The 17,093-nt window shown below is 70.8% G+C and carries 21 protein-coding genes; all 21 read right to left on the bottom strand.

The annotated features are described in order from the left end of the window. Positions 1–629: 629 nt before the first annotated feature. Positions 630–1,217: a DUF6349 family protein gene (locus GA0115234_RS18120; protein WP_093542888.1), complete on the bottom strand. Its 588-nt coding sequence runs from the start codon at positions 1,215–1,217 to the stop codon at positions 630–632. A gap of 51 nt (positions 1,218–1,268) precedes the next feature. Beyond that, positions 1,269–2,918 carry a DUF4192 family protein gene (locus GA0115234_RS18115; RefSeq protein ID WP_093542886.1) on the bottom strand — a complete coding sequence of 550 codons (1,650 nt, stop codon included), beginning with the start codon at positions 2,916–2,918 and terminating at the stop codon, positions 1,269–1,271. Beyond that, positions 2,915–3,439, bottom strand: a complete 525-nt coding sequence (locus tag GA0115234_RS18110; protein WP_093542884.1) for a hypothetical protein — start codon at positions 3,437–3,439, stop codon at positions 2,915–2,917. Before GA0115234_RS18110 ends, GA0115234_RS18115 begins: the two co-directional genes overlap by 4 nt. Then, positions 3,436–4,443 (bottom strand): N-6 DNA methylase, encoded by a 1,008-nt coding sequence (locus GA0115234_RS18105; protein ID WP_093542882.1) that lies wholly within the window; start codon positions 4,441–4,443, stop codon positions 3,436–3,438. Before GA0115234_RS18105 ends, GA0115234_RS18110 begins: the two co-directional genes overlap by 4 nt. Before the next feature lie 87 nt (positions 4,444–4,530). After that, complete coding sequence (locus GA0115234_RS18100) at positions 4,531–4,833, bottom strand: hypothetical protein (RefSeq protein ID WP_093542880.1); 303 nt, start codon at positions 4,831–4,833, stop codon at positions 4,531–4,533. Between the two features lie 62 nt (positions 4,834–4,895). After that, positions 4,896–5,534, bottom strand: a complete 639-nt coding sequence (locus tag GA0115234_RS18095) for a hypothetical protein (RefSeq protein WP_093542878.1) — start codon at positions 5,532–5,534, stop codon at positions 4,896–4,898. 299 nt (positions 5,535–5,833) lie between these two features. Next, positions 5,834–6,463 (bottom strand): hypothetical protein, encoded by a 630-nt coding sequence (locus GA0115234_RS18090; RefSeq protein ID WP_256088743.1) that lies wholly within the window; start codon positions 6,461–6,463, stop codon positions 5,834–5,836. Beyond that, positions 6,460–7,287: a phosphoadenosine phosphosulfate reductase family protein gene (locus tag GA0115234_RS18085; protein WP_256088742.1), complete on the bottom strand. Its 828-nt coding sequence runs from the start codon at positions 7,285–7,287 to the stop codon at positions 6,460–6,462. The genes GA0115234_RS18090 and GA0115234_RS18085 overlap by 4 nt, the downstream gene beginning before the upstream one ends. Next, positions 7,284–7,784 (bottom strand): hypothetical protein, encoded by a 501-nt coding sequence (locus GA0115234_RS43455; protein ID WP_237541496.1) that lies wholly within the window; start codon positions 7,782–7,784, stop codon positions 7,284–7,286. The genes GA0115234_RS18085 and GA0115234_RS43455 overlap by 4 nt, the downstream gene beginning before the upstream one ends. A gap of 61 nt (positions 7,785–7,845) precedes the next feature. Beyond that, a complete protein-coding gene (locus GA0115234_RS18080) occupies positions 7,846–8,193 on the bottom strand; it encodes an HU family DNA-binding protein (RefSeq protein WP_161275612.1) in 348 nt (115 codons plus the stop codon). Between the two features lie 160 nt (positions 8,194–8,353). Then, positions 8,354–9,163: a hypothetical protein gene (locus GA0115234_RS18075; RefSeq protein WP_093542872.1), complete on the bottom strand. Its 810-nt coding sequence runs from the start codon at positions 9,161–9,163 to the stop codon at positions 8,354–8,356. A gap of 33 nt (positions 9,164–9,196) precedes the next feature. Beyond that, positions 9,197–9,604 (bottom strand): hypothetical protein, encoded by a 408-nt coding sequence (locus GA0115234_RS18070; protein ID WP_093542871.1) that lies wholly within the window; start codon positions 9,602–9,604, stop codon positions 9,197–9,199. Positions 9,605–9,623: 19 nt separating this feature from the next. Further along, the gene (locus GA0115234_RS18065) at positions 9,624–10,352 is read right to left on the bottom strand and encodes a hypothetical protein (RefSeq protein WP_093542869.1); all 729 of its coding nucleotides are present in this window, start codon (positions 10,350–10,352) and stop codon (positions 9,624–9,626) included. 31 nt (positions 10,353–10,383) lie between these two features. After that, positions 10,384–11,874, bottom strand: a complete 1,491-nt coding sequence (locus GA0115234_RS18060) for a DNA cytosine methyltransferase (RefSeq protein WP_093543364.1) — start codon at positions 11,872–11,874, stop codon at positions 10,384–10,386. Between the two features lie 214 nt (positions 11,875–12,088). Next, a complete protein-coding gene (locus GA0115234_RS18055; protein ID WP_093542867.1) occupies positions 12,089–12,709 on the bottom strand; it encodes a hypothetical protein in 621 nt (206 codons plus the stop codon). A 90-nt stretch (positions 12,710–12,799) separates the two neighbouring features. Then, the gene (locus GA0115234_RS18050; RefSeq protein ID WP_093542865.1) at positions 12,800–13,126 is read right to left on the bottom strand and encodes a hypothetical protein; all 327 of its coding nucleotides are present in this window, start codon (positions 13,124–13,126) and stop codon (positions 12,800–12,802) included. Positions 13,127–13,186: 60 nt separating this feature from the next. After that, positions 13,187–14,098: a helix-turn-helix domain-containing protein gene (locus tag GA0115234_RS18045; protein ID WP_093542863.1), complete on the bottom strand. Its 912-nt coding sequence runs from the start codon at positions 14,096–14,098 to the stop codon at positions 13,187–13,189. Between the two features lie 84 nt (positions 14,099–14,182). Beyond that, positions 14,183–15,325 carry a PD-(D/E)XK nuclease family protein gene (locus GA0115234_RS18040; protein ID WP_093542861.1) on the bottom strand — a complete coding sequence of 381 codons (1,143 nt, stop codon included), beginning with the start codon at positions 15,323–15,325 and terminating at the stop codon, positions 14,183–14,185. Positions 15,326–15,385: 60 nt separating this feature from the next. Next, positions 15,386–16,369: a recombinase RecT gene (locus tag GA0115234_RS18035; RefSeq protein ID WP_093542859.1), complete on the bottom strand. Its 984-nt coding sequence runs from the start codon at positions 16,367–16,369 to the stop codon at positions 15,386–15,388. Between the two features lie 15 nt (positions 16,370–16,384). Further along, positions 16,385–16,729: a hypothetical protein gene (locus GA0115234_RS18030; RefSeq protein WP_093542857.1), complete on the bottom strand. Its 345-nt coding sequence runs from the start codon at positions 16,727–16,729 to the stop codon at positions 16,385–16,387. A 110-nt stretch (positions 16,730–16,839) separates the two neighbouring features. Then, entirely contained in the window at positions 16,840–17,043 is a 204-nt protein-coding gene (locus tag GA0115234_RS18025) for a hypothetical protein (RefSeq protein ID WP_093542855.1), read from the bottom strand. Positions 17,044–17,093 lie beyond the last annotated feature (50 nt).

The following is a 17,093-nucleotide window of genomic DNA, read 5'->3' as shown; positions in this document are numbered from 1 at the left end:
CCACCACGGGGCCGCCCGCAATCGGCGCCACTCGTACGGACACTGACGCACCGACGCGCTGACGCATCGGCGGACAACGGACCGGGCCCGACCGGACTCCCCCGGCACGACCCGCCGGGCCGCGGCGCGGCCACTTGATCTTGCAACGGGGCTATGGTGAGGGCCCCCACGGCATCCGTGAGGGCCCTCGTGCCTACGTATACGCAGGTCATAACGTTTCTGCCGGACATCGGCAGTGGGGCGGGTGGGACTCGAACCCACGGCCGACGGATTATGAGTCCTTTGCGGATCTTCCGATCCCCCCGGCACCTTGCCGCGATCTTCCTGTTTTCGCAGGTCAGCGACCTGCAACCATTCTAGCCGTGAGCCGGCCTTCCTGATCCTTCCGGGTCCTTCCGTCCCCTGAGTGTCCCCTGGGGGCCCTCCGAGAACTGTCCGGGTGCCTGGTGATCTGAGAGTCCGGCGGCATCGCCGCAGGTTGCGCAGTACGGGCGGGCGAGGATCTGAACTCACACGCAGCGGAGTGCCTTACCGGCGAAGCGGGCTTCCGCCCCCTGTGCCCGGGGGTGGAGCGGAGCGGCTTTTCGCAGGTCAGCCGCCGTTCTCCAGCGTAGCGCGCAGTACCCCGTTCAGGCTGCCTCCGCGCTGCTGAAGTCGAGGGGCAGCACATCTGGGATCGCCGTGACCGTGTCGTTCCTCCTGGGCGGCTGGACGGCGAGGTCGTAGCCGCCGCCCGGTGCTGCTCCGGGCCGGTGCCGCTTTTCGATCCCGGTCCGGACTGTACGAACGGGTCCGCCTCGGTCGAACCACCCGTCCGGGTAGAGGCGCTGGACGTGCGTGAGCCAGCGGCGTCCTTGGTGCTCGGGTACGGCCGGGAGGTCGCGCCAGCCGGGGTGGGTGTGGTCGTGGGCGTCCTCGACGGCCTCGTCCGTACGGCGACGGTCGGGGCCCTCCCAGGTGCAGCCGAGGCACGCCCCGCGGTGGAGGTAGGGCCAGGTCTCGCCGGTTCCGTCGGGGGCCGGCCGTTCCCAGGAGCGGGCGAGGACGGTGGGCCGGTGGTCGGAGGTGGGCTCGGGTGGCGTGCGCTGGCTGAAGCCGGGCTGGCCCCAGTCGATGCGCCAGATCGGCCGGGAGTTCGTGGCCTTGTCCCAGAAGTGGGGCAGGTATGCGGTGTGGCGGGCGACTGCGCCGCGCGGTTCGTCGGAAGGGGTGGGCATGAGGTCTCCGGGTGGGGGCGGCCCCGGCGAAGCGCCGGGGCCGCCGTGGGGTCAGAGGTTGTCGAGGTCGGCGCGGCCTGCGGCGAATCGCTGGTCGGCTGCGCGGAAGATCGCCAGGAACTCGTCCTGGTCGTATTCGGAGCGGATGCCTTCGAGCATGTGCTTGGCGAGCCTGTAGTGGGGGTCGATGTCGAGGGCGTCCGAGAAGGCGTGGCTGGCGGTGACGGTGTCGTTCTGCCGCCAGGCGACCCAGCCGAGGAGGGCGAGGAGCGGCGGGGCCTTGTCGGTGTGCGGGGGTACGCAGCGTCGGGCGAGGTAGCCCCACAGTTGCCGTTCGACGGGGAGGTCGTTCTCGTCGCCGGTGGACAGGGCGGCGTCTCGGGCTCTGGGGTCCTGGAGGCCGAGGATGATGCGGGCGGCGATCTCGTCCATGAGCTGCGGGGGGCCGTTGCGGAAGTCGGCCAGGGCTCCGCCGATGACGTCGATCGTCCCGTAGCGGGCGAGGAGTTGTCCGCGGTAGGTGCTGGACTGCGCGGCGTGGTACTCGGTGGCGGTGTCGAGGGCTTCGCGGTGGCGGTGCGCCGTGCTGTCGGTGACGGGGCTGTACTCGCTGGCGACCTGGACTGCGTGCTGGACGTGTGCCATGCGGTGGTCGTAGGTCTCTCGGACGGCGGTACGGAAGTCGCGGGGGTCCTCGCCGTCGATGGTGCCGTGGAGTACGCCGACGGCCAGTTCGTATTCGGGGTCGGTGGTGAGCGCGTCGCGGAGGGCGAGCCGGGCGGCGATGAGGTCGCCTTGCCGCCAGGCGACGAAGGCGTACAGCGTCAGTGCGGGGACGGCCTCCTGTGTGAATGGCTCGGCGCAGTGTCGGGCGAGGTAGGCCCACAGGTTTCGGGCGTGGGGAAGGTCGTCGTCGTCCGTGTGCGCTATGCCGGCATCCACGGCGCCGTCGTCGTGCAGACCGACGATGAGCTGTGTGGCCAAGTTGCGGTTGAGGGTGGTCGCTCCGGCCCGGAATTGGCTGACGGCCGCCTCGATCTGGGCGCAGGTCGAGGTGAGTGTGGAGTCGCGTCCGGCGCTGGTCGCGCACCGGGTGTTGAACTGGTCGACGGCCGTGTCCAGGGCCTTGAGGAAGTCGACGTCAGCGGGGGCCGCCGCCCGGAACTCCTTGACGATGTCGCGGGTGCGAGGGCCGGGGGTGCGGCCGAGGCGGGCCATCTGTGCTGCGACGCTGGTGGGGTCGTCGGCAGATGGGAGCGGTTCGCCCTCGCAGCATCCGTCGGTGGTGCACTCGTAGGCCCACCAGCGGTTCGCGACCAGGCCGATGGTCTGGAGGACGCAGGCGCGCTCGTTCAGGAGGGTGCTCGTGATCCAGTCGGTGACCGGTGCGAGGAGCGCGGCGGTGTCCCACGGGGTCTCGTTGGGGCGCGGGTCGCGGCAGAGGTAGACGATGACGCCTTGGTCGGGGTTGTGTCCACGGTCGTGGGCGTACGCCACGAACTGGCGGGCGGCGAGTTCGGCGGTGTCCTTCCACTCGGCGGGGTCGTCGGGCAGGGGGCACGTCATGCTCGGGCCGTCGGTGAAGTTCTCGCCGGGGGCGTGGAAGGCGATGCTGTCGTCGGGGTAGTGGCCGAGGAGGTACGGCAGGATCTCGGCGAGGTTGGGCAGGCTGGTGACCTGCACGGTGTTGTCGGGGCTCACTTCTGGGTTCCTTCTGTGGTCGGGGTGGGGTCGGACTGGCCGATGCGGGCGGGTGGGGGCGGGGCGGGGATGCCGCGCGGCTTGTTGGTCAGGGCAGGGAGTAGGCGGTCTCGGACGAGTGCGCCGAGGTCAGTGGCCAGGGCCTTGCTGGTCCGCGTGTTGAGGACGGCGTGCCAGGTGCGGCCGGGCTGGAGCCGGGCGTCGCGGGCGGCCTGTGCCTCGGCCTGTTCGGCGGCGGTCGCGGTGTCGGGGAGCGGGGGCAGGTCGGGGCCTGCGGTGATCCAGGTCTGGATGGCGAAGCCGCGGGACTGGATGCGCAGGCCGACGCTGTGACCGTCGGGGTGGAGGTAGAGGGCTTTGCGGTCGGGGGTGTCGGTGTCCTCCTTGCGCCAGGGCGGGTCGAGGGGCGGGGCGATCTGGTCGAGGGGCGGTACGTCGATCTCGTCGCGGGGCGCGGCGAAGGCCGGGCGTCGGCGGCGTACGACGGGCGTGGTGCCGGGGCGGTCGAAGGTGCCGGTCACGCGACGGGCTCTTTGCTGGGCATCAGCTCGTCGACCAGGTCGAAGGCGCGGCGGACCGCGGCGAGCGAGTGGGCGGCTTCTAGGTGCCGGTCGCGCTCCTCGAAGGCTTCGAGGGCTTCGGCGCGGGTCTTGGCGTAGTCGTCTTCCGGCGCGAGCGAGTCGGCGCAGCCGATGAGGCAGCGCGGACCGAGGTCCCAGATGATCGCGTTCACGGCGGCGCATCCGGCCGACAGCGCGTCGATGTCGTTGCCGTACCAGTGGAAGTCGTGCGGGTCGAGGCCGAGGTCGCGCAGTCGGACGGCGACGGAGCGGAACATCGTGCCCGAGCCGATGGCGGGTTCGCGGAAGGACATGCCCGGCTTCGCGAAGTCCTTGTCGACGGTGATGTTGGCCATCAGGTCGGTGATGCACGCCGGCGTGTGGTACTCGCCGCGCCACTTCTTGTCGCTCTTGTGCCGGAGGCCGGTGAGCAGGGGGCTGAGGACGTCGGCTTCGGAGCGTCGCCAGACGTCGTCGTGGCCGGTGAGGTCCATCAGGCCGGTGTTGATGGCGGCGCGGGTGACGGCGTGGACGGCGCGGAGCTGCTGCTTGTCGGGCTCGGGGTTCCAGGCCCAGTCGTGCAGGCGTATCGCGCGGTTGATGAGGTCGGGTCGGTTGATCCAGTGGCCGAGGTAGATCTCCTTGAGGAGCTGCGGGAGGTCTTCGGGCGCGAGGTTGAGCACCCAGTCCGCGAGTCCGGGGAGGTTGCGCAGCAGGGAGAGCCCGGCGACGGTGCCCAGGGGGACGTCGATGCTGCTGCCGCCGAAGGACTGATACCAGGCGTCGAGGACGTTCTCGGCGATCTTCCGGGCGTGCTCGTGCGGGTCGCGCGGGGCGGCGTAGCGGCGGGCTGTGATCTTGCCGGTGGTGCGGGCCTTGGACTTGGGCGGGGGCTTCTTCGCCCACGAGGGGGCGGGCCGTGCGGCGGTCGGGGCCGCGGCACGGGGCAGGAAGTCGTCGCTCACGACGGCGGAATCCTTTCTGCGGGCGCGCATGGGACCGCCCCGGTGCGCGGTGCGCGGCCGGGGCGGTGAGCGGGTGTGAGGGGAAGGTCAGCCGGTGTGCTGGAGGGAGCTGAGCGTGGCGAAGATGCCGCGTACCTCGATGTCGTAGGCCGCGTTGGGGTATCCGGCCTGGCGCAGTCCGCTGATGAGGAACATCAGGGCGGCCTCGTCCTTGTCCATGTCGCTTATGAGCTGGTCGAAGGTGGCGTCGCGCAGCTCGTCGGGGCGGTACTCGTACCCCTGGCGGAGGGTCTTCTCGATGTCTTCGAGGGTCGCGGCGGTCTGCTTGTCGGTGAGGCCGAGGAGCGTGGACCAGGACGCGAGCGTGACGTCGTCTACGGGGAGCTTCATGAGGGTGGCGCCTTTCAGGTGGGGCCGTGCCCGGCCGCGCGAGCGGCCGGGCACGGGCGGGGTCAGGAGGTGGGGGCGGCGGGGAACGGGTTGTCGCGGTGGCTGGGGTGGCAGACGGCGTACAGGCCGCCGGGGAGGCGTTCGGTGATGACGCCCCACCCGGCCCAGCGCATGACGGCGAGGTAGCCGAGGTCGCCGCCCGCGAATCCGGTCCGGCCCTTGGCTCCGGGGTCGGGCGCGATGAACAGGAAGCCGGGCAGGTGGCCGGTGGTGTCCGGCAGGACCTGGAAGCCGGGGTGGAGTTCGTGGACACCGTCGGTGTGGATGGGCGGGAGCCCGGCGGCGGTCAGGATGCGGATGGCGTCCCGGACCTGCGGGTGGTCGTGGTACTCGGGCAGCGTGCCGATCCCGGTGTGGATGGGCGGCAGGTACGGGGCGATGCCGACGCTGGCCTTGTAGATGTCCATGAGGAGCAGGGCGTCGTCGCGGCGGCCGGCTCGGCGCATCGCGATGTTGGCGACGATGGCGATGGAGTGCCGGTTGTGGGTGAAGACGCGGCGGAACTGCTCGATGGTCATGCCGGTGTTGGCCTGGATGTGGTTGAAGGAGCGGCACGCCAGGCGCAGGCCCTCCGCGACGTGTTCGGGTTCGAGTCCGATCTGTTTGGCGAGTTCGAGGACTCCGGTGGAGTAGGTGTTCATCTGGGTCTCCAAGAGGACGCTTTCGCGTATGGGTGCGCCCCCGGCGGTTGGCCGGGGGCGCGGGGTGTGTTCGGGGTGGTGGTTAGCGTCGGCCGCCGCATCCGGCGTGGCCGCAGCCTCCGCAGAAGCCGCCGTTGTTGCACTCGCAGCCGCATCCGTGGTGCTGGTGGGGCTTCACTCCAACTCCCTTCTGGGTTCGGGCATTTCCCGAATTCCTTACTTATATCTTAATGGCAAATACCCCAGAAGCAAGGTATGGCCGACGGAATGCGAATTGATTTCCCGCAATTCAATTCCCTTTAATTCGCAGCCGGGGGAATGAGATCCGGCCAGCGGACGGCCTCCAACGCGCGGCGGTGCGAGTCGGGCACCGGCACGGTCGGGTAGCCCAGCCAGTCCAGGCCCATCGCCGCGAGGATCGTCGCGTCGGCCTGGTCGTACCGGCCCGGCCCTTCGCACTCGACGCCGTACCGCTCGACCGCCACCGAGCGCACCATGCCCTTCGCGACGCGAGAGCGGTCCTTGCGCGGCCACTCCTGCGCGGGGTTCGCCCGGCCGGTCGCGTAGATCGTGCGGCCGTGCGGCGTGACGACGGCGTACGGGATGCGGTTGCGCCACAGGTACTGGGTGACCAGCCACCACAGCCCGGCCAGCTCGTGGTGCCCAGCCTGCCCGCCCTGCGCGTACGCGGCGCCCTCGACCACCACCAGGTCCGCGCCGTCCTTCACGCTGAGCGCGATGGCCGCCACCAGCCAGTCCAGCCGCTCGTGGCTGCGGCGGCGTCCGGGCCGGTAGGCGTACGCCCAGTTCGTACCGGCGACGCCGGTCGAGGTGAGCGACAGGTCGAGGCCGACGACGCGCGGCTGCCACTCCCCCTTCTCCTGGACACTGGGAAGGGTCACCGGGGCGCTCTGGAGTTCGGCGGTCACGCGGAGCCTCCCGCGCGCCGGATGACCTCCGCCATCGACAGCTCCCGGCGGAACGGAACGCCCATCTCCTTCTCCAGATCGGCGTACTCACGGGCCAGCTCGGGCCGGAGCCGGGCCGCGCACTCCAGGTCGGGGACGGAGGCCAGGACGCACAGGCTGCACGAGAGCCGCGACATGCCGGCGTCGTACGCCCAGTGGTACGGCAGCCCGTTCTCCCGGATGCGCTGCCACACCTCGGCTTCGCTCCAGCGCAGCACCGGGTACCACTGGGTCACCGTGCGCCGACCGTTGCTGGCCCGGCGGTCGACCTCAACGGCGGGCCGCCGGGCGCGAGCGCGGGACTCCTGTCCACGGAAGCCCATGACGTGCACGATCCGCGCCGGGCGGCCCAGGGGGCCGAGGTCCTTCACCTGCTCGGTCATGAACCGGCGGGCCACCCCTCGCTTCTCCGACGTGCAGAACCGGGTCATGAGGTGCGGGAACTGCCCGCGGGCCCGGATGCGGTGGACCAGCGACGGCCACTTCGTCATGCGGCGGACCTCGAACGGCAGCCCGTAGTGGGCCGCTTGGCGGCGCGCCAGGTCCACGGTGCCCGGCCACTCCACGCTGTGCCCGCGCGGAGTGCGGCCGAGGTCGATGTGCAGAACGACGATGCGGTCGCGGACCCCGGCCTCGTCGGCCCGGCGCACCCCCTCGTCCATCGCGACGATGCTGTCCTTGCCGCCGCTGTTGCTGAAGATCAGGCGGTCGGCGGACGCGAGGTCGGGAAGGGGTTCGGCACCGAGCACGGAGCGGGCGCTAAGCAGTTCGATCTGGGCGTTCACTCGGCGTCCCCGCGATTCGCGGCGCGGTGCCGGGTGATCAGCCGCTCGGCCTCCTCGACGGCCGTCCCCTTGTGGCGGTCGATCCACTCGCCGTCGTAACTGCCGACCGGCCCCCACAGGTACCAGCCGGTGTCGTGGTAACCGTCCCTCGGATTGCGGCGGCGGTGCCCCAGCTCCCACCAGCCGTCGCGCCAGCGCAACATGCGCTTCGCGGTCGGGTCCGCCACCCATCCGGCACGCTCCGCCAGGGACTGGAGGCGGGCGATGTCCGTGCGCAGCGTCGCCGCTTCGGCGGCGGCGTCCAGGTCGCGCACGGCCGCGTGCTCGGGACCGTTCGCCTCCGGTGCGGATGTGCCCGGACGCAGGCCGAGCCGCTGCACGGCTTGGTCCCGCTGCCGGGCGACGCGCCGCAGCAGGTTCGCCGCGCCGGTTATGCCGCGGGCTTCCAGCCATTTCGCGGTGGCGTCGATCTCGACGCCCACAGAAAGGTCGTTCATCTGTCGTGCTCCTTGGGCGGGGCCGCCCAGCGTGCGCCGGGCGGCCCCTGGTGTGCGGGCGTTACGGGCGGGCGGTGCTGGAGGCGGGCGTCTTCGGGTCCTTCTGAATGCAGTTGCCGGATTCGGGCATCTGTCGGCGGCCCGCCACGAGGTCCTGGAACCGAGTGCCGGGCCGGAACCTCACGACGCGGGTCGGAGCCACAGTCATCTCGCTCCCGGTACGCGGGTTGCGGGCGGTGCGGCCGGGCAGGGCCTTGGGCAGGAGCGTCCCGAAACCGGTGACGGAGACGGCTTCACCGCGGGCTACGGAGCGCACCACGGCGTCGAGCACGCTTTCCACGGCGACCGTCGCCTCCGCTCGGCTGCCGATCCTGTCCGTGACGGCATTGATGAGCTGGGCCTTGTTCACTGGGCATTCCTCTCGGATCTCTCGCTGTGCCGCAGGAGTTGAGGAGCGGACGCGCCACGCGGCGGGCAGGGGGCTGAGCCCGAACCCGAGGTCCTCGTCGTGGTCGCACACCGCAGCATGAGGTTGCTCTACGGGTTGCATAAATGTCATCTACCTTTGGTCAGTCGGGGAGCCGGATCAGCAGGTTTCCGCCCACGAGCACCTGGGAGATCGGCACGGCGACGGCCGCGCAGTCGGCGGAGACGAGCATCAGCTCCTCGCCGGGGGCGGGACGGGCGGGCACCACCCAGGCCGTTCCGGTGTGGTCCGCGTACCGCGCCCCCACCTCGAGGAAGGCCCCGGCGAACAGGAACAGGCGGGTGCGCAGCGAGGAGGACCAGCCCGCGCCGGGCGTCGGACCGTCCCAGGTGTGGGGAGCCTGGAGGCCGAGGAAGTCGTCTCCGGCCGTCACCACCGTGCCCACCGGGCCCAGGGAGCGGAACTCGATCGCCTCGCCGCCCGCGCCGGCGTTCCCCCACAGCGCGAGGTCGTCGGCGGTCATCTGCACCGGGCGGCCGACGGCCAAGGGGTGGTTGCGGGCACCGAGCGCGAGGCGCAGCAGGGCGCGCCAGGGAAGGCGGCTGGAGTGGCAGGCGGCGGGCACGGTGATCTCAGCCACGCCTTCGCTGAAGCGGAGCTTCTGGTGGCCGCCGCTGGTGATGTGCTCGACGGTGATGTGGTCGGAGGACTCCAGCCAGGCGCGGAGCGCGGCGGCGTCGTCGTAGCCGACGGGGGCCGTCCACGCGTCGCCCGTGACGGCGGTGCGGGCGACGGCGAGGGTCCGTTCACCGCATCCCACAGCGTGCAGGTGGCCGGGGGTGCAGTCGAGGACCAGGGTGTCGAGGTCGTGGGTGTCGTCGTCCGTCCGGAAGCGGTGCGGGGCGACGCGGTCGAGGATGGCCGCCAGGTCGCGGGCCTTGATGGTGAACATTCTTTGTCTCCGCAGGAGTTGTAGGGGTGGTGATCAGGTTCCGGTGGCGCGCTTGCGGGCCCGGCGGGCCTGCTGGGCGAGCCGTCCGGCTTCCCGGCACAGGGAGCAGGCGCGCTCCCCGCGCCGGTTGTGGGCGCGGGCCCCGGCTTCGGTGCCGTGGGTGATCGGGCGCCGCCCCCGCTCGCGCAGCTCGGCGGGCTGCGCGTCGTCGCAGGTCGCCAGGACCTGCCCGTCGCGCCAGAGGCGTCCGCCGCATATGCCGTCGAACAGGCTCGCGCTCGGCAGAACCAGGTCGATGCACTGCGCGCGGAACGGGCAGTCCCGGCAGACGGTGAGGAGGGCGACCAGCGGCTCCGTGGGGGCTTCGGCCGTCGTCTCCTCGGGCGTGAAGCGGAAGTCCCCGGCGCAGGGGGCCTCACTGACCCACCCGTTGCCGCTCATCTGCTCCTCCTCCCGGCGCTCAGGCGGTCGGCGGCAGCGGCATCAGGTACACCTGATCGCTGGTGCTGATGCCGAACGGGTGGGCGTAGTCGCCGGGCAGCGGCATCAGGTGCCGGTCGGCCAGAGCGGGCAGGGCGAGCACCTGGGCGAGCAGCCCGGCGATGGCCGTGTCGCAGTCGGCCGACCACCGCGGGCGCGGTGTGCGCGCCGGGCCGCCGTCGTCGTCGACGCCGTGGAAAACCTCGATGACCCGACCGGCCGCGCGACCGTCCACGACGAGCGCGGTCGCCTCCGGGTGGTACTCGCGGACCAGCTCGGCCACGCGGGCGGCCCGGTCCGCCGGAGGCAGCTCCAGCAACCACGAGTTGCCGTCGGAGGCGGTGTTGCGGTGCACGGACGCCCACGCCGGAGAGCAGTGCGGGGCAAGGGCGGTCTGTACGTCGGACTCGATCTCGTCCGCGATGTGGTCGAGCGGGTGCTCCTCCTCGCCTTCGCGGTTGTCCCACAGCCAGGGGCAGGCGCTGAGCGGGCTGGGCTCTGCGCCCAGGACGCCGTGCAGGTCGAGGGTGCGGGAGCCGTAGAAGGCGAATGTCACGTAGACCGCCTCAGGGCAGGCGGCGCGGATCTTCGCGGTGATGTGGTCGAGCACCGCGAGGCAGTACGCCTTCTCGGTACGCAGGCGCTCGGAATGTAGTTCCTCGCGCTGTCCGGCGAGGATGGCCAACTGGTCGTGTGCTGCCGGTGTCATGGCAGGGGTGTCCCTTCTTCTGTGGGTGGGTTCAGGCGAGGACGGCCTTGAGGCGTTCACCGATCCAGCGCGCGACGTTGACGCTGACGGCGTTGCCGGCCTGCTTGGTCTGGGCGGCCTTGGAGCCGACGACCTCGTACGTCCCGGGGAACCGCTGGGCCGAAAGCTGCTCGCGGGGCTGGAGCATCCGGAAGTAGCAGTCCTCGATGGCGGGCGCGCTCCGTACGACGGCGGCCGAGTCGCGGGTGGCCAGGGTGTGCAGGGGCTCCCCCGCCGTCTTCGGCGCGGCCTTGCGGTACGGGATCACCAGCGTGTTGCGGGCCCGGGTGCGCACGTCGCCGTCGGGTACGACCAGGCCGTGATGGCGGGCCGTGGCAATGGTGCTCAGCGGCGCGTCGATGGACGCCGCATCGCAGTTGTTGCGGAACTCCACGATGAACGGGTCCACGGTGACGAGGGCTTCGCTCTCGCGGGTGGTGCGAGTGCGCATCGGCTCGGCGGCCGAGGACGCGGTGTCGTTCCACGAGCCGCCGACCGGCACCAGCAGGGCTTCACCGAGCTTGGACGTACGAGTCGGTAGCGGCCGGGTGTGCGGGTCGAAGGCGCGGGCAGTGCCGTCCTTGCCATGCGTCAGCGTGACCACGGACGGGTCGTACGGGAACTTCTCCAGCCCGGCCGCGATCCTCTTCATGGTGTTGGGCACCAGCGGCTTGGCCCGGTCCCCGATCCGCTGGCCGATGTCGTCCCACATGATCACGTCGGAGGCAGGCCGGACGTACGGCTCCACCAGCGCGCGGCCGCAGCGGGTGTTCGGGCACCGGTAGTCGTACTGGACGCCGTACTTGCCCACCTTCACCTGCGGGTCTCGCCAGCTCTGTCGAGCCTTGACGTCCCGCCCGCACGCGAAACAGTGCGCCAGCGGACGCGGCGCGAGATCGGGGCGACGAACCCCGGTGAGGGTGAAGACCAGGTACACGCGGTCACGCCACTGCGGGGCGTGCGGGTTGGTCTCCGAGCCGATGTGCGCGGAGGAGACGGAGACGATCTGGACGCGGTAGCCGAGCTTCTTCATACCGTCGATCCACACGGGGAACAGCAGCCAGTCGGTGACGAACTCAAGGACGTTCTCCACGACGACGGCGGGGAACCGTTTCGCCTCGGCAGCGCGCAGCACGCACCAGGCGGTCACGCGGGTCATCTCGAAGGCTTCCGGAGGCAGTTCGCGCCACTGCTCCTCTTCCTCGAACAGGGCGTCCTGCACCGGGTCGGGACGCTTGCGGCCGCCGGCGGGGCTGATCTCGGTACAGATGACCGAGGCCCACAGCACCAACGCCCTCGGGAGCCAGCGCATGGGGTAGTTCTGGATGTCGGCGCAACGCGCCTCTGCGGTCGGGTGGTTGAGCCCGAAGGTGTCGACGGAGGTCTGCCAGTGGTTGATGCCGAGGATGGGGTCGAAACCGGCTTCCCACAGGCCGGTGGCGTCTCCGCCCGCTCCGCAGAGCAGGTGGATGGATCGGGGCACGGTGGTGATCTCCAAGAGGTGGGAGGGGCCGCCCGGCCCGGTGCGCGGGCCGGGCGGCCGTGAGTCAGGACTGGTCGGTGGCGCGTAACGCGCGGTGGTGGCGGCTGTCCTCGATGCCGAGGGCGGTGAACCCCAGCAGTCCGAGGGCGCACACGGTCAGCAGCCAGATCACCGGTCCGCGCCCCCGGTGGGGCGCGGTGCGCGGCGCGGCCGGTCAGTCATTGCTGCGGGTGACGCGGACGGTGGCGATGTGCCCGGCGTTCTCGAACAGCGCCATCGGGTAGCCCTCGCGCTCGGGCCGCTGCCACACGCGGCGGTAGCCCTCGTGGCCGGTGAGCCGCCACGACCACTCCGCGAAGCGGGCGACGGCGGTGGCCGGTTCCTCGATCCCGGCCGTCTGGTTGTGGTTCGCGCCGTACGGAGCCGTGTGCGTGGCTGACACGATCAGCCGGGGTGCCCGGCCGGGAACGTCGAGACCGTCGATGCGCGCCATGAGCGGGATGAGGCTGGTGCCGTGGTGGCGCTGCGGGCCGTTCGGGGTGGAGTCGTACAGGACGGTGTGCGTGCTGGGGTCCTCCACGCCTTGGCGGACGGCGGTCCAGCCGGTCACCTCGGTCGCGTCGACGGGCAGGCTGTGCTCCGAGGCGATGATCACCTCCGTGCCGTCCCGCAGGTCGGCGCGCACGGTGAACTCGCCGCCGCAGGTCTCCACGTCGGTGACCCAGCCCGCGTAGCGCAGCGGCGTGATGACGTGGCCGTAGTTGTGGAACAGCCGCTGCCACAGAGGGTCGTTGAGGCGGTTGTGATCGGGCAGGGCCGCGATGGTGGTGGTCATGATTCTGGTCTCCAAGAGGGTGTGCACGGCGGGCGCACAGAATGAGCGCCCGCCGTTTAGAAATGTCACCTATCTGAGGTGAAGCGGGATTCAGACGGCGGGCAGTTCACTCCGGGCGAGGATCTGCACCGACCACATGCGGCCGCCGCGCGTGACGGCGCAGCCGATCATGCGGCCCTCGTGGGGCAGGACGAAGCCGCTGCCGCCCTCCTGCTTGGCCAGCTCGGCGACGAGTTCGCGGACGCCGTGCTCGGCGCACTCGGCGGAGCAGTAGAGGCCGTCACCGAGTCGCGGAGGAAGGTGGGGGCCGTGGATCACTTCCGCGACGACGAGATAGGCGTCGGGGGCGGGGGCGAGTGCTGATGAGGTCAAGTCGGTCTCCAAGAGGTCGGTGAGTTCGGCCAGTTCCGAACTCATGCTTATATCTTAATGGCGTACACCGGGGCGTCAATGTTGGTGATCTTGCGAACGCCCCTGCTATCTGCGGGAGTTGTGGAACTTCTCGCGCCCCATCCGGCTGAGTGCGCGCACCCGCTGGCGGGCCTCCTCCACGGCTGCGGGGTCTGTCCCGGCCACCCGGCGCTCCTGCTCGGCGAAGAACTCCCGTAGCCACTCCTGCTGCCCGCGATGGGTCCGGTCTGCTTCCTCACGCCGTGCCTCCTCGCGCCCGGCACGCGGGTTGGTGCCGCAGCCCCGGCAGTTCGCCACCGGCTGCTCGTGCTTCGGGCAGCCGGTCCGCTGCTGCGCTCTCTGCCCCGCCCCCGGCTCCCCTGCGGCGTCAGCCGTGGGGGTAGGGGGGTTAGGAAGAGAAGAGGAAGAAGGTGGAAGAGAAGGGGTTTCCCCAGGGGAACCCGCCCGGTTTCCCTGCGGCAACCCACTGGGTTCCCCCACGGCAACCCTGCCCTGACCCGATTCAGGGTTCCCCTGGGGCAACCCTGGTTCGACAGCGGCCTCGGCAGCGGCCCGCGCCTCTTCCCGCGCGGCGACGTCCTGCTGTGTACGGGCAGCCGCCGACGGCTTTCGGCGCGGGGCCTTCCTCGCCAGTCGAGGGTTCTTCGGAGCACGCTGCTGCGCACGCCGACGCTCGATCAGCTCCTCCGTGGACGGGATGGGCGGCACGCCGTACGGGAAGACCCTGTACTCGGCACGCAGGCCGACCCGGCCGACCGTGACCCGCTCGACCAGGCCGAGGCCGACGAGCTGCGTGACCACCGTGACGACGGTCTTCTCCCCGACGCCGGCCCAGGCCATCATCCGCTCCAGACCCGGCCGAGCGAGCCGGGTCTGGTCGTCGGCTGAGTCCGCGATCTTCATCAGGACCGCCTTCTGCGTCTGGTTGATCACCTCCTTCGGCAGGTAGGCGGCCACAACCATCAGTTGGATGCTCACCGGCACCTCTCCGTGTCGCGTCCTGCTCGTGCCGTCTGGAGGCGTGGGCGGGACACGGCGGTCCCGCCCACGCCGACTGGCGTCTCAGGACTTCTTGCTGGCGGTGACGTTGATGCTCACCGCGGTTCGCCGGTCGTGGTCGAGGCGTGTCGGCACGGGGACGCCGACTTCCTTGAGCGTCGCCTTCATGGCCGTCACGTCCGGCGCCATCGGGACCTCCAGTCCGGCACGGCGGTACAGCGAGACCATCGCCTCGACGTCATCGACCTTGGTCGGGTTGCCGCCGCTCCACTTCAACGCGTTGTCGCCGTAGACGCCCGGCTCGGAGCCGTCGAGCTTGGCGCGCAGGAACTTCTGCTTCTCCTTGAGCGGCTTGATCTGCTCGGAGACCTCGGCGTACTCGGCCAGCGCCTCGGCGCGCTCGGCGTCGTCGTGGATGAGCTGGCTCTGCGGCGAGCGCCCGGCGACGAGCGGCCCCCAGCACGCGGTGCGGAACGGGCAGTGATCGCAGATCGCGGAGATGCCCGGCCCCTGGAACGTGCGCGGCAGCTCCTCCGGGGAATCGGCGGAGCGCACCTGCTGGACCCACCAGCGGGCTCGGCGTGCACGGTCGGCGTCGTAGGCGATCTCCTGGACGTAGTCGTCGCCGTTGTCGCGGTTGATGAACCGGAACCGGATGCGCGCCACGGGCAGGGGCCCGAGGTAGGCGAGCTGGCGCTGTCCCCGGACGCTGGCGAAGCCCTCGCTGCCGAGCAGGTCGGCGTACAGGTACACCTGCCGCAGCTCGGCCTCGCTCGCGCCGTACCGCAGGACGTTGTCCCATTGGTAGGTGCTCTTGGTCTTCACGTCCTCGACGGTCGTCTCCTCGGCCGGGAGCACGGGGCGCAGCCGCTTCGGGAGCCGGGCCGCGGTCGTGGCGTCGAGCTGGACGGCGTCGATGTGACCCCGGACGGTCTTGTCCTCGACGCGGCGTTCGACGAGCCATCCGTACTCCTCGCGGGCGGCCTCGAGTATCCCGGCGTGCAGCCAGGTCCCGAGGATCGCCTTGCGCTTCTCGCCGACGTCGGTGGGAGTGCGGCCGTGCAGGAGGTATCCGGCCCGGCGGGCGCACACGGTGTCGCTGGCGCCGAGCTTGGTCTGCTGAGAGCGTGGACGGCGCGAGTCCGCCGCGTGCGCGGCGGGCCACAGGCTGACCGGCCGCTCCGGCGCGATGGCCAGGGTGGTCATGGTGTTCTCCAAGAGGATGGGGGTGCCGCCCGACGACGGGCGGCACCCGGTGTCGTCAGGTCAGGAGGCGGCGCGGCCGGGCTCGGCCTTCTTGCGCGGCTTCCGCTTCGCCGGAGCCGGAGCCTCGTCGGAGTCGCCGACGTCCGGCTCTGCCGGAGGGTTCGGCTTCTTCTCGGAGCGCGCCCGCTTGCGCGCCGGGGGCTTCGGCGTATCCGCGTCCTCGTCGCCTGCGGCCGGAGCCTTCGCGGTCTCGGCCTTCGCGCCGTCGCCCGAGTCGTCGCCCGCTTCCAGCCCTGCGGCGGCGCGCAGCCGCCGCGTCGCCTCTTCCGCCTCGCGCACGACGGCTTCGGCGTCGGCCCGCTCCATCTCCTCGTCCACGTACACGCCGGACAGGTCCTGCGGGGCCGCCATGCGCAGCGAGCCGGCCTCGGCGCACTTACGCAGCATGTGGGCAGGCATCTGCTGCCACATCTTCGCGACGACGTACGCGCCCTGCTTGCGGTCGTAGTACGTCGGCGCGAACTCGTCCCACCGGGCGATCATGGGGAACCGGCTGGTTCCCCGGAGCACGGTGACCTTGACCGCCGACGGGTACGCCTTGGACAGCCAGACGTCGTGGGCGTTGCCCTCGGAGTCGTAGTAGACGGTGTCCTCGTAGGAGATGGACTCTCCGGCTTTCGCCGCCGCCCGGTGGGCGACGGTACGGAAGCCGTCGATGCCGGTCTGGATGGTCCAGGTCTTCTCGGGCTCGTCGGGGTTGTCGGCCGCCTTCCAGTTGGTACGGCCGATCATGTAGATCTGCCGCGCGAACGGGTCGAGGCCGGTCCGCACGCAGTAGTGGAAGAACATTGCCAGGTGGCCGCGCGGGGCGGCGGCCAGGCCGGGGCTGATCAGGGCCAGCGTCGAGAGCTGCTTGTGGTCGAACTCGTCCTGGTCGGCGCGCAGGACGATGGCGCTGGGCCGGACAACCGTGCTGGCGGCCGGGGCCTTGTCGACCACCGTGCCCTCCACGGCGGCGGGCTCGGCAGGTGGTTCGTCGGTCACGTCTTCTCCAAGAGGTCAGTCGGTCCGCAGGCTGCGGACCTCGAATGCGCGAGCCCACTCGGGGTGGCGCTCGATGAGCAGCCGGACGTACCGGCTGCGGTAGTTGTTGTTGAGGCGGAACTCGTCGCCCTCGGTCGCCGTGACGTAGCGCCAGCGCAGGACCTCGAAGAGCATCCCGATGCCGACGCGGCGTGCACCGCGCTTGAGGTAGTCGGCGGTCAGGGTCTCCAGGGCCCGGAGAACCCAGGGGTTGAGCTGGTGGAACGTCTCGAACTGGGCCTGTATCGAGGCGGGCTGGCCTTCCGGCTGCCGCACGGTGTGGATGACCAGACCCGGAAGCTCGTCTTGGACGGATGCCACGCCAACCCCCTGATGGTGACCGACTTCAAGAATGTCACCTATCTTGCGGGCTGGCGATCAGATGATCAACCCCGCCGAGACTGAGCGCGACTTCACGCCCTCAACTCCGTTCAGGCGCAGGCCCGCTCAGCCTCCGCCTCCATGCGAGCCTCGCGGGACTCGTTGGCCGTCGAGATCTCACGCAGCGACCGGACCGCAAGGTTGGAGTCCGGATTCTTCGCGACGTACAGCACGAGGGCGCCTTCCAGGACCAGGACCTCACTCGCCTTCATGATCGCAATCTCGTCGCCGCCGGGCGTCACGATGAACTGCACTACTGCCTCCTTCAAACTGCCGCCCCGTGATGGGGATTACATATATCTTA

It is taken from the genome of Streptomyces sp. DvalAA-43, from assembly GCF_900091725.1.
In the GTDB taxonomy this organism is placed as follows: Bacteria; Actinomycetota; Actinomycetes; order Streptomycetales; family Streptomycetaceae; genus Streptomyces; species Streptomyces pulveraceus.
Note: the sequence above shows the minus strand (reverse complement) of the source record. Positions and strands in the feature narration are given on the sequence as shown.